We start from the raw sequence: 14,980 nt of genomic DNA on the forward strand, positions 1-14,980 counted from the left end.
TTTGCCGGGTGGCGGCTACGCCTAACCCGGCCTACAAAAGCATTTCAAACTTATGCCAGACAGAGCGTGGCGCGATGTTTGGCAGATTCGATGCCCAGTTCAATCAGCTCCATAATCTGAATCGCCTGGCTGGCCGGAACCGGATTGTCTCCCGTGCCGTTAAGCGCATCGCGGATGGCCGCATAGTAGGCCGGATAGTTTCCCGGGATCGTCAGCAGGGTCTCCTCAACGAGTTCCTCGCCTTCAACCCGCGTGACCACGCCGTCGCGCATGTCATAGCCCCAGTCTTCCTGCGGTAAACGTTCACCGCTTTTCAGACGGTCCTCCTGCGGATCGAGACCAAACTTCACGTAGCTCCCGCGCGTACCGTGAATGATATAGCGGGCCGATTCTGCGGCCGCGACCATCGTGCCGTGCAGCACAATCCGCCGCTGCGGGTAGCTGAGCACTGCGTGGAAGTAATCGGTTGTCTGCGCGCCGGGCCTGAGCTGGGCCAGATCGACCGTCATGCTCACCGGCAGACCAAAAAGATTGACGGCCTGATCGAGCAGGTGCGGGGCTAAATCGTACCAGATACCGCTGCCCGGACCGGCCTGCTCGCGCCAGCGGTTTCTCACCTGCGGACGGAAGCGGTCAAAGTGCGATTCAAAAAAGAGGATCTCCCCTAGCGTGCCCTCGCTGAGAAGCCTTTTTACCGTCAGAAAATCGCTGTCCCAGCGGCGGTTATGGAATACCGACAGCAGCCTGCCCAGGCTCTTTGCCAGCGCATCCAGCTCGCGAGCCTGAGACAGCGTGACGGTAAAGGGCTTATCGACAACCACGTGCTTACCGGCTTCCAGCGCGGCTTTTGCAAGCGGAAAGTGGGTGTCGTTCGGCGTGGGGATGACGATTAAATCAATATTCGGATCGTTGAAAAGGTGTTTAGGTTCAGAGACAACCGGCACGGAGGGCCAGTCGGCGTGGACTTTAGCGGCATCGCTGCTGGATACCGCCGCCAGCGCCATCCCCGGCGTCCCGGCAATCAGAGGCGCATGAAACGTTTTGCTCGCGTACCCGTAGCCGATAAGCCCGACGCGGATATTATCACTCATAGTGCCATCCTCTTTTATGACGTTCTTATTTCACACTGGCTAACCTGTCATGACCACAGATTAATAATGTGCCATATGACTTAAAATAGCAGGTTGTACGGGTTGTTTTTGTTACATAGTATTAACCTACTGATTTTGTTTAAGGGAACCGTTCCCAAAGCTCTTGCCGTCGGGGAAACGTCGCTGTAACATTTGCGCCCTGTATTTATGGATAAAGTACAATTACGAATCATGACGTCAATTATTAATCGAATCATTGAATTAGCGGGATGGATTGTCCTTGGGGTTTCGGTCATTTTGCTGGGCGTTGCCAGCCATATCGATAACTACCAGCCGCCGGAGCCTGTCACAGTCGCCCAACCTAAGTAACCGGTTACCGCAATAAAGAGTGACATAATATGTCAGTTACTTATTGCCAGCCCTGGTGAACACGGTTAACCTTCTCTTCCAGGCATCGTCTGATGCCTGAATTTCAGCAAAGAAAACTCCTAATTTCGTCGCGTTACCTGAGTGGGCTGTTTACGTCTTAATTAATCCGTTTATTATTCGACCGAATTACCTTAACTGGTATTACTCACTTTTATATGGAAACTTATTAATATGACAGTTCAGGACTATTTATTAAAATTTCGCAAGATCAATTCGCTTGAGAGCCTGGAAAAACTGTTTGACCATCTGAACTACACCCTGTCGGATAATCAGGACATCATTAATATGTATCGCGCCGCTGACCATCGCCGTGCGGAGCTGGTTTCCGGTGGTCGTTTGTTCAACGTCGGTGAAGTGCCTAAGTCCGTATGGCGTTACGTTTTATAAGAAAGTAGCCATCCGCGCGAAATGTTATATACTCTCCGCCCTGCAAACTGGCTGTACAACATTTCGCGCAGATTATGGGAGAGTTCATGACCGCAACGCCTGGAGAACGCATTGGAGGCTGGTTAATCGCCCCACTGGCATGGCTGCTGGTTGCCTTATTAAGCGCATCGCTTGCGCTGCTGCTGTATACCACCGCATTAGTTACCCCTCACGCCATCCAGACCCTGATGTCGCAAAGCGTGCTGAATATTGCGATGTGGTTTGTGTCGTTCGTTTTCGCGATTGGAATGTGGTACTACACGCTGTGGCTGACCATTGCCTTCTTTAAGCGCCGCAAGAGTGTGCCGAAGCACTACATCATCTGGCTGCTGATTTCGGTTCTGCTGGCGGTGAAAGCCTTTGCTTTTTCGCCCGTTTCAGACGCTCTGGCCGTTCGTCAGCTGCTTTTCCCACTGCTGGCTGCGGCGCTGCTGGTGCCCTATTTCAAGCGTTCGACGCGGGTGAAAAACACCTTCGTGAACCCGTAATAACCCTACAGATAACCTGTTGTCGCCTGCGTTGGTTTGTCCGATAATAGGCGGCTTTTTTATTTCAGGCTAAATAATGACCGATTACTTACTGCTCTTTGTCGGCACCGTGCTGGTTAACAACTTCGTTCTGGTGAAGTTCCTTGGCCTGTGCCCGTTTATGGGCGTGTCCAAAAAGCTGGAAACGGCGATGGGCATGGGGCTGGCGACGACCTTCGTGATGACGCTGGCGTCCATCTGCGCGTGGTGGATCGATACCTGGATCCTCATCCCGCTGGGGTTAACCTATCTTCGTACGCTGGCCTTTATTCTGGTTATCGCGGTGGTGGTGCAATTTACCGAAATGGTGGTGCGCAAAACCAGCCCGGCGCTTTATCGCCTGCTGGGCATCTTCCTGCCGCTGATCACCACCAACTGCGCCGTTCTCGGCGTGGCGCTGCTGAACATCAACCTTGGCCATAACTTTATGCAGTCGGCGCTGTATGGTTTTTCTGCGGCAGTCGGTTTCTCCCTGGTAATGGTGCTGTTCGCCTCCATTCGCGAGCGCCTGGCAGCAGCGGATATTCCTGCGCCCTTCCGCGGTAACGCGATTGCGCTGGTGACCGCAGGTTTAATGTCTCTGGCCTTTATGGGCTTTAGTGGTCTGGTGAAGTTGTAATGAATGCTATCTGGATTGCCATCGCCTCTATCAGCGTTCTGGGGTTGGTGTTTGGCCTTATCCTGGGTTACGCCTCCCGCCGTTTCGCGGTAGAGGACGATCCTGTTGTTGAGAAAATTGATGAGCTGCTGCCGCAAAGCCAGTGCGGGCAGTGTGGCTATCCCGGCTGCCGCCCCTATGCCGAAGCGGTAGGGATTCAGGGTGAAAAAATTAACCGCTGCGCCCCCGGCGGCGAAGCGGTGATGCTGAAAATCGCGACCCTGCTCAACGTTGATCCGCAGCCCGTTGACGGCGATGCGGACGTGCAGGAGCCGGTCCGTGCCCTGGCCGTGATCGACGAAGCCAACTGCATCGGCTGCACCAAATGTATTCAGGCCTGCCCGGTTGACGCCATCGTGGGCGCAACCCGCGCTATGCACACCGTCGTGGCGGACCTCTGCACCGGCTGTAACCTCTGCGTGGCCCCCTGCCCGACGCAATGTATCGAGCTGCGCCCGGTTGAAACGACTACCGAAAGCTGGAAGTGGGATCTTCAAACCATTCCGGTTCGCAATATTCCTGTGGAACAACATGCTTAAGTTATTTTCTGCTTTCAGAAAAGAGAAGATCTGGGACTTTGACGGCGGTATTCATCCACCGGAAATGAAAACCCAGTCCAACGGCACGCCGCTGCGTCAAATTCCGCTGGCGACGCGTTACGTTATGCCGCTCAAGCAGCATATTGGCGCTGAGGGTGAGCTGTGCGTGAAAGAAGGCGATACGGTGCTTCGCGGCCAGCCGCTGACCTTTGGTCGCGGACGCATGCTGCCGGTCCACGCGCCCACCTCCGGTAAGGTGGTCGCCATTGCTCCGCATACGGTGGCGCATCCGTCCGCGCTCTCAGAACTGAGCGTGATTATTGAAGCCGACGGCGAAGACCGCTGGATTGACCGTGACGGCTGGAGCGATTACCGCACCCACAGCCGCGAAGCGCTTATCGAGCGAATTCATCAGTTCGGCGTCGCCGGGCTGGGTGGCGCGGGCTTCCCGACCGGCGTCAAGCTGCGCGGCGGTGGCGATAACATTCAGACGTTGATTATCAACGCCGCCGAGTGCGAGCCGTATATTACCGCCGACGATCGTCTGATGCAGGACTGTGCCGCCCAGGTGGTGGAGGGCATCCGCATCCTCGCGCACATTCTGCAGCCGCGGGAAGTGCTGATCGGTATCGAAGACAATAAACCCCAGGCTATTTCCATGCTGCGCGCGGTGCTGGCGGGCAGTCACGATATTAGCCTGCGCGTTATCCCGACCAAGTACCCTTCTGGCGGCGCAAAACAGCTGACGCAAATTCTCACCGGCAAGCAGGTTCCGCACGGCGGACGCTCTTCGGATATCGGCGTGCTGATGCAAAACGTCGGCACCGCTTATGCCGTGAAGCGCGCGGTGATTGACGGCGAACCGTTAACCGAGCGCGTGGTGACGCTGACCGGGGAATCGATTTCTCGTCCGGGCAACGTCTGGGCGCGTCTGGGTACGCCGGTGCGCCATCTGCTGGAACAGGCTGAGTTTTGCCCGGGCAGCGACCAGATGGTGATCATGGGCGGCCCGCTGATGGGCTTTACCCTGCCGTGGCTGGACGTTCCGGTAGTGAAAATCACCAACTGTCTGCTCGCGCCTTCCCCGACCGAGATGGGCGAAGAGCAGGAAGAGAAAGGCTGCATCCGCTGCAGCGCCTGCGCCGATGCCTGCCCGGCGGATCTGCTCCCGCAGCAGCTGTACTGGTACAGCAAAGGCCAACTGCACGACAAAGCAAAAGCCCATAACCTGGCCGACTGCATTGAATGCGGCGCCTGCGCCTGGGTCTGCCCGAGCAACATCCCGCTGGTGCAGTATTTCCGCCAGGAGAAGGCTGAAATTTATGCCATCTCCATGGAAGAAAAACGCGCTGCGGAAGCCAAAGCGCGCTTCGAAGCGCGCCAGGCGCGACTGGAACGCGAAAAAGTCGCCCGTCAGGAACGCCATAAGCAGGCCGCCGTTCAGCCTGCCGAAAAAGATCAGGATGCCATTAACGCCGCACTGGCGCGCGTTCGTGAGAAAAAAGCAACCGCGGCACAGCCTGTGGTGATCCCTGCAGGTGAGAAACCTGATAACAGCGAAGCCATCGCCGCACGTGAGGCGCGTAAGGCCGCAGCGCGTGCCCGTCAGGCTGAAAAAGCGCAAACGGCCCAGGCAGAGGCGGAGATCGACCCGCGTAAAGCCGCCGTTGAAGCGGCAATAGCCCGCGCCAAAGCCCGCAAAGCCGGTGAGCAAAGCGTGGTCGTCGAGCAGGATGAGGTCGACCCGCGCAAAGCGGCCGTTGAAGCGGCGATTGCCCGCGCCAAAGCGCGCAAAGCAGCGCAGCAGGCTCCTGCGGCAGAACCCGAAGCACCGGTCGACCCTCGCAAAGCCGCCGTCGAAGCGGCCATCGCTCGCGCCAAAGCCCGTAAGGCGGCGCAGCAGGAAGAGCAACCGCAGGCCGCCAACGATGACCCGCGCAAGGCCGCCGTCGCCGCCGCCATTGCGCGCGTTCAGGCGAAGAAAGCCGCACAGCAAGCAGTTAACGAGGATTAAATGGTTTTCAGAATCGCAAGCTCCCCTTACACCCACAATCAGCGCCAGACATCGCGCATCATGATGCTGGTCTGCCTGGCGGCGCTGCCGGGCATTGCCGTTCAGTGCTGGTTTTTCGGCTGGGGAACCCTGTTCCAGATAATCCTGGGCTGTGCCAGCGCCTTAGCGGCGGAAGCCCTTGTGCTTAAGCTGCGCAAGGCGGCTGTCTCCCGCATTCTTGCCGACAACTCCGCGCTGCTGACCGGTCTGCTGCTGGCCATCAGTATCCCACCGTTCGCCCCATGGTGGATGGTGGTTCTCGGGACCGTTTTCGCCGTGATCATTGCCAAACAGCTGTACGGCGGGCTCGGTCATAACCCGTTTAACCCGGCGATGATTGGCTACGTGGTGCTGCTGATCTCCTTCCCGGTGCAGATGACCAGCTGGCTGCCGCCGCACGAGATTGCGGCCACGGTTCCGGGCTTTATGGATGCCCTGCACGTTATCTTTACCGGCCATACGGCGCTCGGCGCTGACATGAACACGCTGCGCATGGGCGTGGACGGTATCAGCCAGGCGACGCCTCTCGATACCTTTAAAACGTCCCTGCACGCCGGGCACAGTGTTGAGCAGATCATGAAATCCGCGATCTACAGCGGCATGCTGGCGGGTGCAGGCTGGCAGTGGGTTAACCTGGCGTATCTGCTGGGCGGCCTGTTCCTGCTGCAGCAGAAAGCCATTCGCTGGCATATTCCGGTCAGCTTCCTCGTGACGCTGGCGGTTTGCGCGACGCTGGGATGGGTCTTCTCTCCTGAATCCCTGGCCAGCCCGCAGATGCATTTGCTCTCCGGTGCGACCATGCTAGGTGCCTTCTTTATCCTGACGGATCCGGTTACGGCGTCAACGACTAACCGCGGCCGCCTGATCTTCGGCGCGCTGGCGGGCCTGCTGGTATGGCTGATCCGCAGCTTTGGCGGTTACCCGGACGGCGTGGCATTTGCCGTCCTGCTCGCCAACATTACCGTTCCGCTCATCGACTACTACACGCGTCCGCGCGTGTACGGCCATCGCTAAGGGTTTCGCCATGCTAAAAACGATGCAAAAACACGGCGTCACGCTGGCTGTCTTCGCCGCGGTCCTGACGGGGCTGACGGCACTGGTGAATGCGTTAACCAAAACGACCATCGAAGAACAGGCTTCAAAGCAGCAAAAGGCGCTCTTCGATCAGGTGATTCCGTCAGATTTCTACGATAATGACCTGCAAAAAAGCTGCTTTGTGGTAGACGCGCCACAGCTTGGGAAAGGCGCGCACCGTGTCTTTATCGCCCGCAAAGGGGATAAACCGGTAGGCGCAGTGATGGAAGCGACGGCGCCCGACGGCTATTCCGGCGCTATTCAACTGCTTGTCGGCAGCGATTTCACCGGCACGATACTGGGCACCCGCGTGACGGAACACCATGAGACGCCGGGTCTTGGCGATAAAATTGAAACCCGGCTGAGCGACTGGATTTTGCACTTCGCCGGTAAAGTTATCCATGGCGAAGGTGACACCGCGTTTGCGGTGAAGAAAGACGGCGGCGAGTTCGACCAGTTCACCGGCGCGACCATCACGCCACGCGCCGTGGTGAACGCCGTAAAACGAGCCGGGCTGTATGCTGAAACGCTGCCCGCGCAAATCAACAATCTTCCAGCCTGTGGAGAGTAATCATGAGCCAGGTTAAAGAGGTTATTGTCCAGGGGTTGTGGAAGAACAACTCCGCGCTGGTACAGCTTCTGGGGATGTGCCCACTGCTGGCGGTAACGTCCACCGCCACCAACGCGCTCGGTCTGGGTCTGGCAACCACGCTGGTGCTGACCCTGACCAACCTCTCCATCTCCGCCCTGCGCCGCTGGACGCCGTCGGAAATTCGTATTCCGATTTACGTCATGATCATTGCGTCGGTGGTCAGTATCGTCCAGATGCTGATTAACGCCTACGCGTTTGGCCTGTACCAGTCGCTCGGGATCTTTATTCCCCTGATCGTCACCAACTGTATCGTCGTCGGGCGTGCTGAAGCCTTCGCGGTGAAAAACAGCCCCGCCATGTCGGCGCTGGATGGTTTTTCCATTGGCATGGGCGCCACGTGCGCCATGTTCGTGCTGGGCTCGCTGCGCGAGATCCTCGGTAACGGTACGCTGTTTGACGGCGCAGATGCGCTGCTCGGCGGCTGGGCCAAAGTGCTGCGCGTTGAAGTGTTCCACACCGATACGCCATTCCTGCTGGCGATGCTCCCGCCTGGCGCATTTATTGGCCTTGGCATGATGCTGGCGATAAAATACCTGATTGATGAGAAACGTAAGCGCCGCGCGGCTGAGCGTAGCGTTCTGGAAGGGACACCCGAGAAGGCTTCATGAATAAAGAAAAGCGCATTGCGATCCTGACCCGTCTGCGGGACGAGAACCCGCACCCGACGACGGAGCTGAATTTTACCTCCCCGTTTGAGCTGTTGATCGCCGTGTTGCTCTCTGCGCAGGCTACCGATGTGAGCGTCAATAAAGCCACTGCCCTGCTCTATCCGGTCGCCAATACGCCGAAAGCCATGCTGGAGCTGGGCGTGGAAGGCGTGAAGTCCTATATCAAAACCATCGGCCTGTTTAACAGCAAAGCAGAGAACGTCATTAAGACCTGCCGGATCCTGCTGGAACAACACGGAGGCGAAGTGCCGGAGGACCGCGCCGCGCTGGAAGCCTTACCCGGCGTGGGGCGTAAGACCGCGAACGTGGTGCTCAATACCGCGTTTGGCTGGCCCACTATCGCCGTGGATACGCATATCTTTCGCGTGTCTAACCGGACTAACTTTGCGCCGGGGAAAAATGTCGAGCAGGTCGAAGAGAAGCTGCTGAAAGTGGTTCCGGCAGAATTTAAGGTTGATTGCCACCACTGGCTGATTCTGCACGGCCGTTATACCTGTATTGCCCGCAAGCCTCGCTGCGGCTCCTGCATTATTGAAGATCTCTGCGAATACAAAGATAAAGTGTATTCCTGATCGTCCCAACCCCACACCAAAAGAAGGGCTATCGAGCGTTCTTCTTTTGGCCGTTATTTGTCCGTCTTTCGCTTCCTCTGACCTGTCACTTGTTCGGCTGTTTAACGCTCAAACAGGTTAATACTTTTTTCATAGCCAAAAATTTCTATACATCTGTGATCGCGATCACCCTGATAACTTCATGTTGAATTTTTGTTGTCAAAATCGGCCTAAACCCTTTGTCTGACAAGATACTCTCCTTCCTATACCGAAGATAAGACCAGCTATTTTTCAGAATATGGGCTATATCACTGCATGAAGCGGTAAATAGCAGAACATATCGCCAAAAGCCGATTGGATAGGGTTATTGCCAGTCGAAAAAACTGCCTTTACTCATGGCATGAAATTTAACGCTGAATAACATTTATATGAACCGACGATTATACCACCCCAGATATATGTAACAGATTATTACAAACGTATTGCCAGATGGGGCAGGATAGTGAACATTACCCGCCGTTTCTCCTCCCAATATAACTATAAGGCGTATGGGCTACGGCCATCACGCTATGAACACCCCCGTTAATATGGGATGTAAAAAAAGAGGTATATGTGTCTACTGCAAACAATAAACCAACAGATGAAAGCGTGAGTCTTAACGCTTTTAAACAGCCTAAAGCGTTCTATCTCATCTTCTCTATCGAGTTATGGGAGCGTTTTGGTTATTACGGCCTGCAAGGGATCATGGCCGTTTACCTGGTAAAACAGCTGGGTATGTCCGAAGCCGATTCCATCACGCTGTTCTCTTCCTTCAGTGCTCTGGTGTACGGTCTGGTCGCTATTGGCGGCTGGCTGGGCGATAAAGTTCTCGGGACTAAACGCGTCATCATGCTGGGCGCCATTGTCCTGGCAATTGGCTATGGTCTGGTTGCATGGTCAGGGCATGATGCCGCTGTCGTGTATATGGGTATGGCGACGATTGCCGTCGGTAACGGTCTGTTCAAAGCGAACCCGTCCTCCCTGCTTTCGACCTGCTATAACAAAGACGATCCGCGTCTGGACGGTGCATTTACCATGTACTACATGTCCATCAACATCGGTTCGTTCTTCTCAATGCTGGCAACCCCATGGCTCGCGGCAAAATTCGGCTGGAGCGTGGCGTTTGCCCTGAGCTTCGTGGGTATGCTGATCACCGTGGTGAACTTCCTGTTCTGCCGCAGCTGGGTTAAAGACTACGGTTCAAAACCTGACTTCGAGCCTGTGCATATGGGCAAACTGCTGGCGACCATCGTGGGCGTTGTTGTCCTCGCGGCAATCGCCACCTGGCTGCTGCACAACCAGGGTATCGCACGTGCCGTTCTGGGCGTGGTTGCGCTGGGTATCGTGATCATCTTTGCGAAAGAAGCCTTCGCCATGCAGGGTGCTGCCCGTCGTAAGATGATTGTGGCGTTCATTCTGATGCTGGAAGCGATTATCTTCTTCGTGCTGTACAGCCAGATGCCAACGTCCCTGAACTTCTTCGCTATTCGTAACGTTGAGCATTCAATCCTCGGTATCGCGTTCGAACCTGAGCAGTTCCAGGCGCTGAACCCGTTCTGGATCATGATTGGTTCCCCGATTCTGGCCGCTATCTATAACAAGATGGGCGACCGTCTGCCAATGCCGCACAAGTTCGCCGTGGGCATGGTGCTGTGTTCTTGCGCCTTCCTGGTGCTGCCGCTGGGTACCAAATTTGCCACCGACGCCGGTATCGTGTCCGTTAACTGGCTGATCCTGAGCTACGCGCTGCAGTCTATCGGCGAGCTGATGATCTCCGGTCTGGGCCTGGCAATGGTTGCACAGCTGGTGCCGCAGCGTCTGATGGGCTTCATTATGGGTAGCTGGTTCCTGACCACTGCGGGTGCGGCAATCATTGCAGGTAAGATTGCTAACCTGATGGCGGTTCCGGAAAACGTGACTGATCCACTGCTTTCCCTGAACGTGTACGGTACCGTGTTCATGCAGATTGGTATCGCGACTGCGGTTATTGCCGTTCTGATGCTGCTGACCGCACCGAAACTGAACCGTATGACTCAGGACGACGACAAGACGGCTGAAGCGACCAAAACCGCTACCGCGTAATATTATTGAGAAACGACGAGCCGCTAATGCATATTAGCGGCTTTTTTTTTCTCCGTTTGGGCACTAACATAGCTGGAACCTCAGCAAAAAGGAGTTACCGATGAAACTGTTCTACAAACCGGGCGCGTGCTCTCTTGCTTCCCATATCACCCTGCGCGAGAGCGGCAAAGATTTTACGCTGGATGGCGTTGATCTGATGAAAAAACGTCTGGAAAACGGTGATGATTTTCTTGCCATCAACCCGAAAGGACAAGTTCCGGCGCTCCTGCTGGATGACGGTACCCTGCTGACCGAAGGCGTGGCGATTATGCAGTTCCTGGCCGATAGCGTACCCGATCGCCATCTGCTGGCGCCGGTCAGTACCATTTCTCGCTATAAAACGTTGGAATGGCTGAACTACATTGCGACCGAGCTGCACAAAGGTTTTACGCCACTGTTCCGCCCGGATACGCCAGAGGAGTTCAAACCGACCCTGCGCGCGCTTCTTGAGAAAAAGCTGCAGTACGTTAATGCATCGCTGAAAGACGATCAGTGGATTGCGGGTTCGCGCTTCACGATTGCCGATGCGTACCTGTTCACCGTGCTGCGCTGGGCGCGCGCGGTTAAGCTGAACCTGGAAGGGTTAGACCATATTGCATCGTATATGAAACGCGTGGCAGAGCGTCCTGCCGTGGCTGCGGCGCTGAAAGCGGAAGGTCTTAGCTAATATCGCCCGGCGGCGCTTCGCTTGCACGGGCCTACGGGTTTTGTAGGCCGGGTAAGCGCAGCGCCACCCGGCATAGTTTAAAGCTGGGTTGCGCTGAAATAGTGCTCCGGCTTCGCGATACGATCCTGTGCCGCTACCACCTGCAGTTCATATTCCTGCATCTCTTTCGTCGCAATCATGATTTCGTACACCGCCGCAGTAACGTGCTCCAGCGCGTCGCGTATCGTCGCCCCTTGCAGTAATTTCACCAACAGCAGACCGCTGGTGACATCTCCGACCCCAACCGGCTGGCGCAGGCCAAAATCCACCAGCGGACGGCTGATATGCCAGGCGTCATCTTTCGTCACCAGAAGCATCTCAAAACGGTCCTGGCTCAGCCCTGCGCGCGCAAGGTGTTTAACCAGCACAACCTCAGGCCCCTGAGCGATCAGTTCACGAGACGCGCTTACCGCCTCTTCTACGCTGTTAACCGGACGCTCGCAGAGAATTTCGAGTTCGACCAGGTTTGGCGCAATGATATCGCTGGCGGGCAGCGCGTGACGGACGTGAAACTCTGCAACGCCAGGCGCCACGATGCAGCCTTTCTCCGGATGGCCCATGACGGGGTCGCAGAAGTATTTTGCCGCCGGGTTTGCGGCTTTCACCTGGCGCACGATGCCGAGGATGTGCTCCCCCTGCTCCGCTGAGCCGAGGTAACCGCTTAGCACGGCGTCACAGCGTTTAAGCTGGTCGATATCGGCAATACCCTGCACAACCTCGGTGAGGTGCGAAGGCGGCATCACGCAGCCGGTCCATTTGCCGTACTGCGTGTGGTTAGAGAACTGCACGGTATTAAGGGGCCAGACGTTGACGCCGAGACGACGCATCGGGAATTCCGCGGCGCTATTGCCAGCGTGTCCAAAAACAACGTGGGACTGAATGGCGAGGATGTTCTTCATTTTTTTCTTACCAAACCCTGAAAAAACAAAAAGGGGCGTGGTTTCCCACGCCCCCTGGAGACTGTTAATTACTTCCAGCAGACAAGGCAGTAGTTCTTCTTGCCGCGACGCAGCAGCGTGTAGCGACCATACAGACGGTCGCCGTCAACGAAGGTGTATTCCGGGTCGGCCTGTTTCTCACCGTTGATGGTGATAGCGTTAGACGCGATGGTTTTACGCGCCTGACCGCGGGAAGGCTGGAGCTCAGAGTCCACCAGCGCCTGCATCAGGTCAGCCCCTTTTTCCATCTCAACCATTGGCACGCCGTCCTGCGCCAGCTGTTCGAAGTCCGCTTCGCTCAGATCGCTCAGGGTACCGTTGAACAGGCTTGCGGTAATGCGTTTTGCCGCAGCCAGACCTTCTTCACCGTGAACCAGTTTGGTCACTTCGTCCGCCAGCACGTACTGCGCGCGCGGCGCTTTACCGCTGTTCTTGTCTTCTTCTTCCAGCGCGTTGATCTCTTCAATGTCCATAAAGGTGAAGAACTTCAGGAAGCGGTAAACATCGGCATCCGCCGTGTTGATCCAGAACTGGTAGAATTTGTACGGGCTGGTTTTCTTCGGATCGAGCCATACCGCGCCCCCTTCGGTTTTACCAAATTTGGTGCCGTCGGCTTTGGTGATCAGCGGAACGGTCAGACCGAAGACCTGATTCTGGTGCAGACGACGGGTCAGGTCGATACCGGAGGTGATGTTACCCCACTGATCGGAACCGCCAATCTGCAGGGAAACACCGTGCAGTTTGTTCAGGCAGGCAAAGTCATAACCCTGCAGCAGGTTGTAGGAGAACTCGGTAAAGGAGATACCCTGGTCGTCGCGGTTCAGACGCTGCTTCACGGCCTCTTTGTTAATCATCTGGTTAACAGAGAAGTGCTTGCCGATATCACGCAGGAAGGTCAGCACGTTCATGCCACCAAACCAGTCGTAGTTGTTCGCAGCAATGGCGGCGTTATCACCACAGTTGAAGTCGAGGAACGGTGCAACCTGTTTGCGGATCTTATCCACCCACTCCTGCACGGTATCTTCGGTATTCAGTTTACGCTCAGCGGCTTTAAAGCTTGGGTCACCAATCAGACCGGTTGCACCGCCCACCAGGGCAACAGGCTTATGGCCCGCCATCTGGAAGCGTTTCAGGCATAACAATGGAACAAGATGCCCCAAATGCAAGCTGTCAGCGGTGGGATCGAAGCCGCAATAGAGCGCGATCGGGCCTTGCGCCAGTCGCTCTGCTAACGCTTCCTCGTCCGTCACCTGGGCCACGAGGCCCCGCTCTTGCAATTGTTTAATCAAGTTACTGCTTGCCATCAAATTCTCCATGTATAAACGACTGCACCTTTGCCGGTACACGACTTTTCGCCTGATGCGAAAGGACAATAGAATAAAGCGCAAGCGCGGCGTGCGCTAGCGCTTAAATCAACAAATTTCGGGGATTACGGTGCCAGTCTGTCGATTTTCCAGCCGCCATTCTCGCGCTGGTATAAAAAGCGGTCGTGCAGGCGATGTTCACCGCCCTGCCAGAATTCCATCTGCTCAATAGGGATACGAAAACCGCCCCAGAAGCTTGGCAGGGGAATTTCACCCTGCTGGAACTTCTGTTTCAGCTCCAGGAATTTACTTTCCAGCACGCCGCGGGCAGAAATTCGGCTGGACTGTTTTGATACCCAGGCGCCAATCTGGCTGTCTCGCGGACGGCTGTGGAAATACTTCACCACTTCCAGCGTCGAGAGACGTTCCGCCTTGCCGGTGACCATCACCTGACGTTCCAGCATGTGCCAGGGGAACAGCAGGCTGATACGCGGATTGTTTTCCAAATGGTGCGCTTTGCGGCTGCCGAGGTTGGTATAGAACACCAGGCCTTTCTCGTCATAGTGCTTGAGCAATACGATGCGCTGATAGGGTTGACCGTTTTCATCAACCGTCGCGACAACCATGGCCGTTGGATCGGCAAGTTTCGCTTCGCAGGCCTGTTTCAGCCAGCGTTCAAAAAGCACGAGGGGTTCAGCGGGAAGATCCTGACGACGCAGGCCGCCTTTGGTGTATTCACGGCGCAGATGCGCAATTTGCTGCAGTTCGTCGTTATCTGACATGGCGTTAGCTGACATTGAGAGTGGGTGGCGCTATTGTGCGCCGCCCCTGTAAAAATCTCAACGCTTCGGATTTTCAAGCTGGCAATTGTTCAGCACAATGCGGTCGCGTTTGTAGACCGTAGCGCTGTCGCCTTTCGACCAGAAGACGTAGATACCGTCGGTGTAACGTGCGCCGGAGGCCGACATGCCCTGCTTCAGCGTCAGCAATTTATTGTCGTAAACAAAGCTGGCTTCCTGGCGTGGATTATTCAGCTTCACGGTCAGCGGTTTTTCGTCGCAGCGATACTCCAGCGTATCGGTCTGCATGCGCTCAAGGAGCTGGTTGTAGACGCTGCATCCTGACAGTAACAAAGGGGCGGCAATTAGAAGAAGTTTTTTCATGGGCGTATTCCGAAGACTTTCCTGGTCCTGGAGGGCATGGC

17 protein-coding genes are annotated in these 14,980 nt (G+C 55.9%); 12 read left to right on the forward strand and 5 right to left on the reverse strand.

Going from position 1 to position 14,980, the window contains the following annotated elements; translation table 11 throughout:
• Positions 1-50 precede the first annotated feature (50 nt).
• A complete protein-coding gene (locus tag NQ230_RS13415; RefSeq protein ID WP_213820740.1) occupies positions 51-1,091 on the reverse strand; it encodes an oxidoreductase in 1,041 nt (346 codons plus the stop codon).
• Between the two features lie 243 nt (positions 1,092-1,334).
• Between NQ230_RS13415 and blr the strand changes: the two genes are divergently transcribed.
• The 12 genes from blr (at position 1,335) to gstA (ending at position 11,495) form a co-directional block, all read left to right on the forward strand.
• Positions 1,335-1,460, forward strand: a complete 126-nt coding sequence (gene blr / locus NQ230_RS13420; RefSeq protein WP_168112406.1) for a division septum protein Blr — start codon at positions 1,335-1,337, stop codon at positions 1,458-1,460.
• Between the two features lie 231 nt (positions 1,461-1,691).
• Positions 1,692-1,907, forward strand: coding sequence for a transcription modulator YdgT (gene ydgT / locus NQ230_RS13425; RefSeq protein ID WP_013096896.1), 216 nt, complete (start codon positions 1,692-1,694; stop codon positions 1,905-1,907).
• A gap of 86 nt (positions 1,908-1,993) precedes the next feature.
• The gene (locus NQ230_RS13430; RefSeq protein WP_023335458.1) at positions 1,994-2,434 is read left to right on the forward strand and encodes a DUF2569 domain-containing protein; all 441 of its coding nucleotides are present in this window, start codon (positions 1,994-1,996) and stop codon (positions 2,432-2,434) included.
• Between the two features lie 76 nt (positions 2,435-2,510).
• A complete protein-coding gene (rsxA, locus tag NQ230_RS13435; RefSeq protein ID WP_008500564.1) occupies positions 2,511-3,092 on the forward strand; it encodes an electron transport complex subunit RsxA in 582 nt (193 codons plus the stop codon).
• Entirely contained in the window at positions 3,092-3,670 is a 579-nt protein-coding gene (gene rsxB / locus NQ230_RS13440) for an electron transport complex subunit RsxB (protein ID WP_032657710.1), read from the forward strand. The genes rsxA and rsxB overlap by 1 nt, the downstream gene beginning before the upstream one ends.
• A complete protein-coding gene (gene rsxC / locus NQ230_RS13445) occupies positions 3,663-5,684 on the forward strand; it encodes an electron transport complex subunit RsxC (protein WP_219322369.1) in 2,022 nt (673 codons plus the stop codon). The genes rsxB and rsxC overlap by 8 nt, the downstream gene beginning before the upstream one ends.
• Positions 5,685-6,737: an electron transport complex subunit RsxD gene (gene rsxD, locus NQ230_RS13450; protein ID WP_159513984.1), complete on the forward strand. Its 1,053-nt coding sequence runs from the start codon at positions 5,685-5,687 to the stop codon at positions 6,735-6,737.
• Between the two features lie 10 nt (positions 6,738-6,747).
• Positions 6,748-7,368 carry an electron transport complex subunit RsxG gene (gene rsxG / locus NQ230_RS13455; protein ID WP_063142978.1) on the forward strand — a complete coding sequence of 207 codons (621 nt, stop codon included), beginning with the start codon at positions 6,748-6,750 and terminating at the stop codon, positions 7,366-7,368.
• Positions 7,369-7,370: 2 nt separating this feature from the next.
• On the forward strand, positions 7,371-8,057 hold the full coding sequence (locus NQ230_RS13460; protein ID WP_219322364.1) for an electron transport complex subunit E: 687 nt from the start codon (positions 7,371-7,373) through the stop codon (positions 8,055-8,057).
• On the forward strand, positions 8,054-8,689 hold the full coding sequence (gene nth / locus NQ230_RS13465) for an endonuclease III (protein ID WP_213328477.1): 636 nt from the start codon (positions 8,054-8,056) through the stop codon (positions 8,687-8,689). Before NQ230_RS13460 ends, nth begins: the two co-directional genes overlap by 4 nt.
• 591 nt (positions 8,690-9,280) lie before the next feature.
• Entirely contained in the window at positions 9,281-10,789 is a 1,509-nt protein-coding gene (gene dtpA, locus NQ230_RS13470) for a dipeptide/tripeptide permease DtpA (RefSeq protein ID WP_213820744.1), read from the forward strand.
• Between the two features lie 100 nt (positions 10,790-10,889).
• Positions 10,890-11,495: a glutathione transferase GstA gene (gene gstA, locus NQ230_RS13475; protein ID WP_063142974.1), complete on the forward strand. Its 606-nt coding sequence runs from the start codon at positions 10,890-10,892 to the stop codon at positions 11,493-11,495.
• A gap of 77 nt (positions 11,496-11,572) precedes the next feature.
• Here gstA and pdxY read toward each other — a convergent pair whose 3' ends face one another.
• From pdxY to mliC, 4 genes are all read right to left on the reverse strand, one after another.
• Complete coding sequence (gene pdxY / locus NQ230_RS13480) at positions 11,573-12,433, reverse strand: pyridoxal kinase PdxY (protein WP_257257988.1); 861 nt, start codon at positions 12,431-12,433, stop codon at positions 11,573-11,575.
• Between the two features lie 68 nt (positions 12,434-12,501).
• Positions 12,502-13,776 carry a tyrosine--tRNA ligase gene (gene tyrS / locus NQ230_RS13485; protein ID WP_121423496.1) on the reverse strand — a complete coding sequence of 425 codons (1,275 nt, stop codon included), beginning with the start codon at positions 13,774-13,776 and terminating at the stop codon, positions 12,502-12,504.
• 125 nt (positions 13,777-13,901) lie between these two features.
• Positions 13,902-14,558: a pyridoxamine 5'-phosphate oxidase gene (pdxH, locus tag NQ230_RS13490; protein ID WP_024909355.1), complete on the reverse strand. Its 657-nt coding sequence runs from the start codon at positions 14,556-14,558 to the stop codon at positions 13,902-13,904.
• A gap of 57 nt (positions 14,559-14,615) precedes the next feature.
• Positions 14,616-14,939, reverse strand: a complete 324-nt coding sequence (gene mliC, locus NQ230_RS13495) for a C-type lysozyme inhibitor (RefSeq protein ID WP_023335447.1) — start codon at positions 14,937-14,939, stop codon at positions 14,616-14,618.
• Positions 14,940-14,980: the final 41 nt, after the last annotated feature.

It is taken from the genome of Enterobacter asburiae (assembly GCF_024599655.1).
In the GTDB taxonomy this organism is placed as follows: domain Bacteria; phylum Pseudomonadota; class Gammaproteobacteria; order Enterobacterales; family Enterobacteriaceae; genus Enterobacter; species Enterobacter asburiae_D.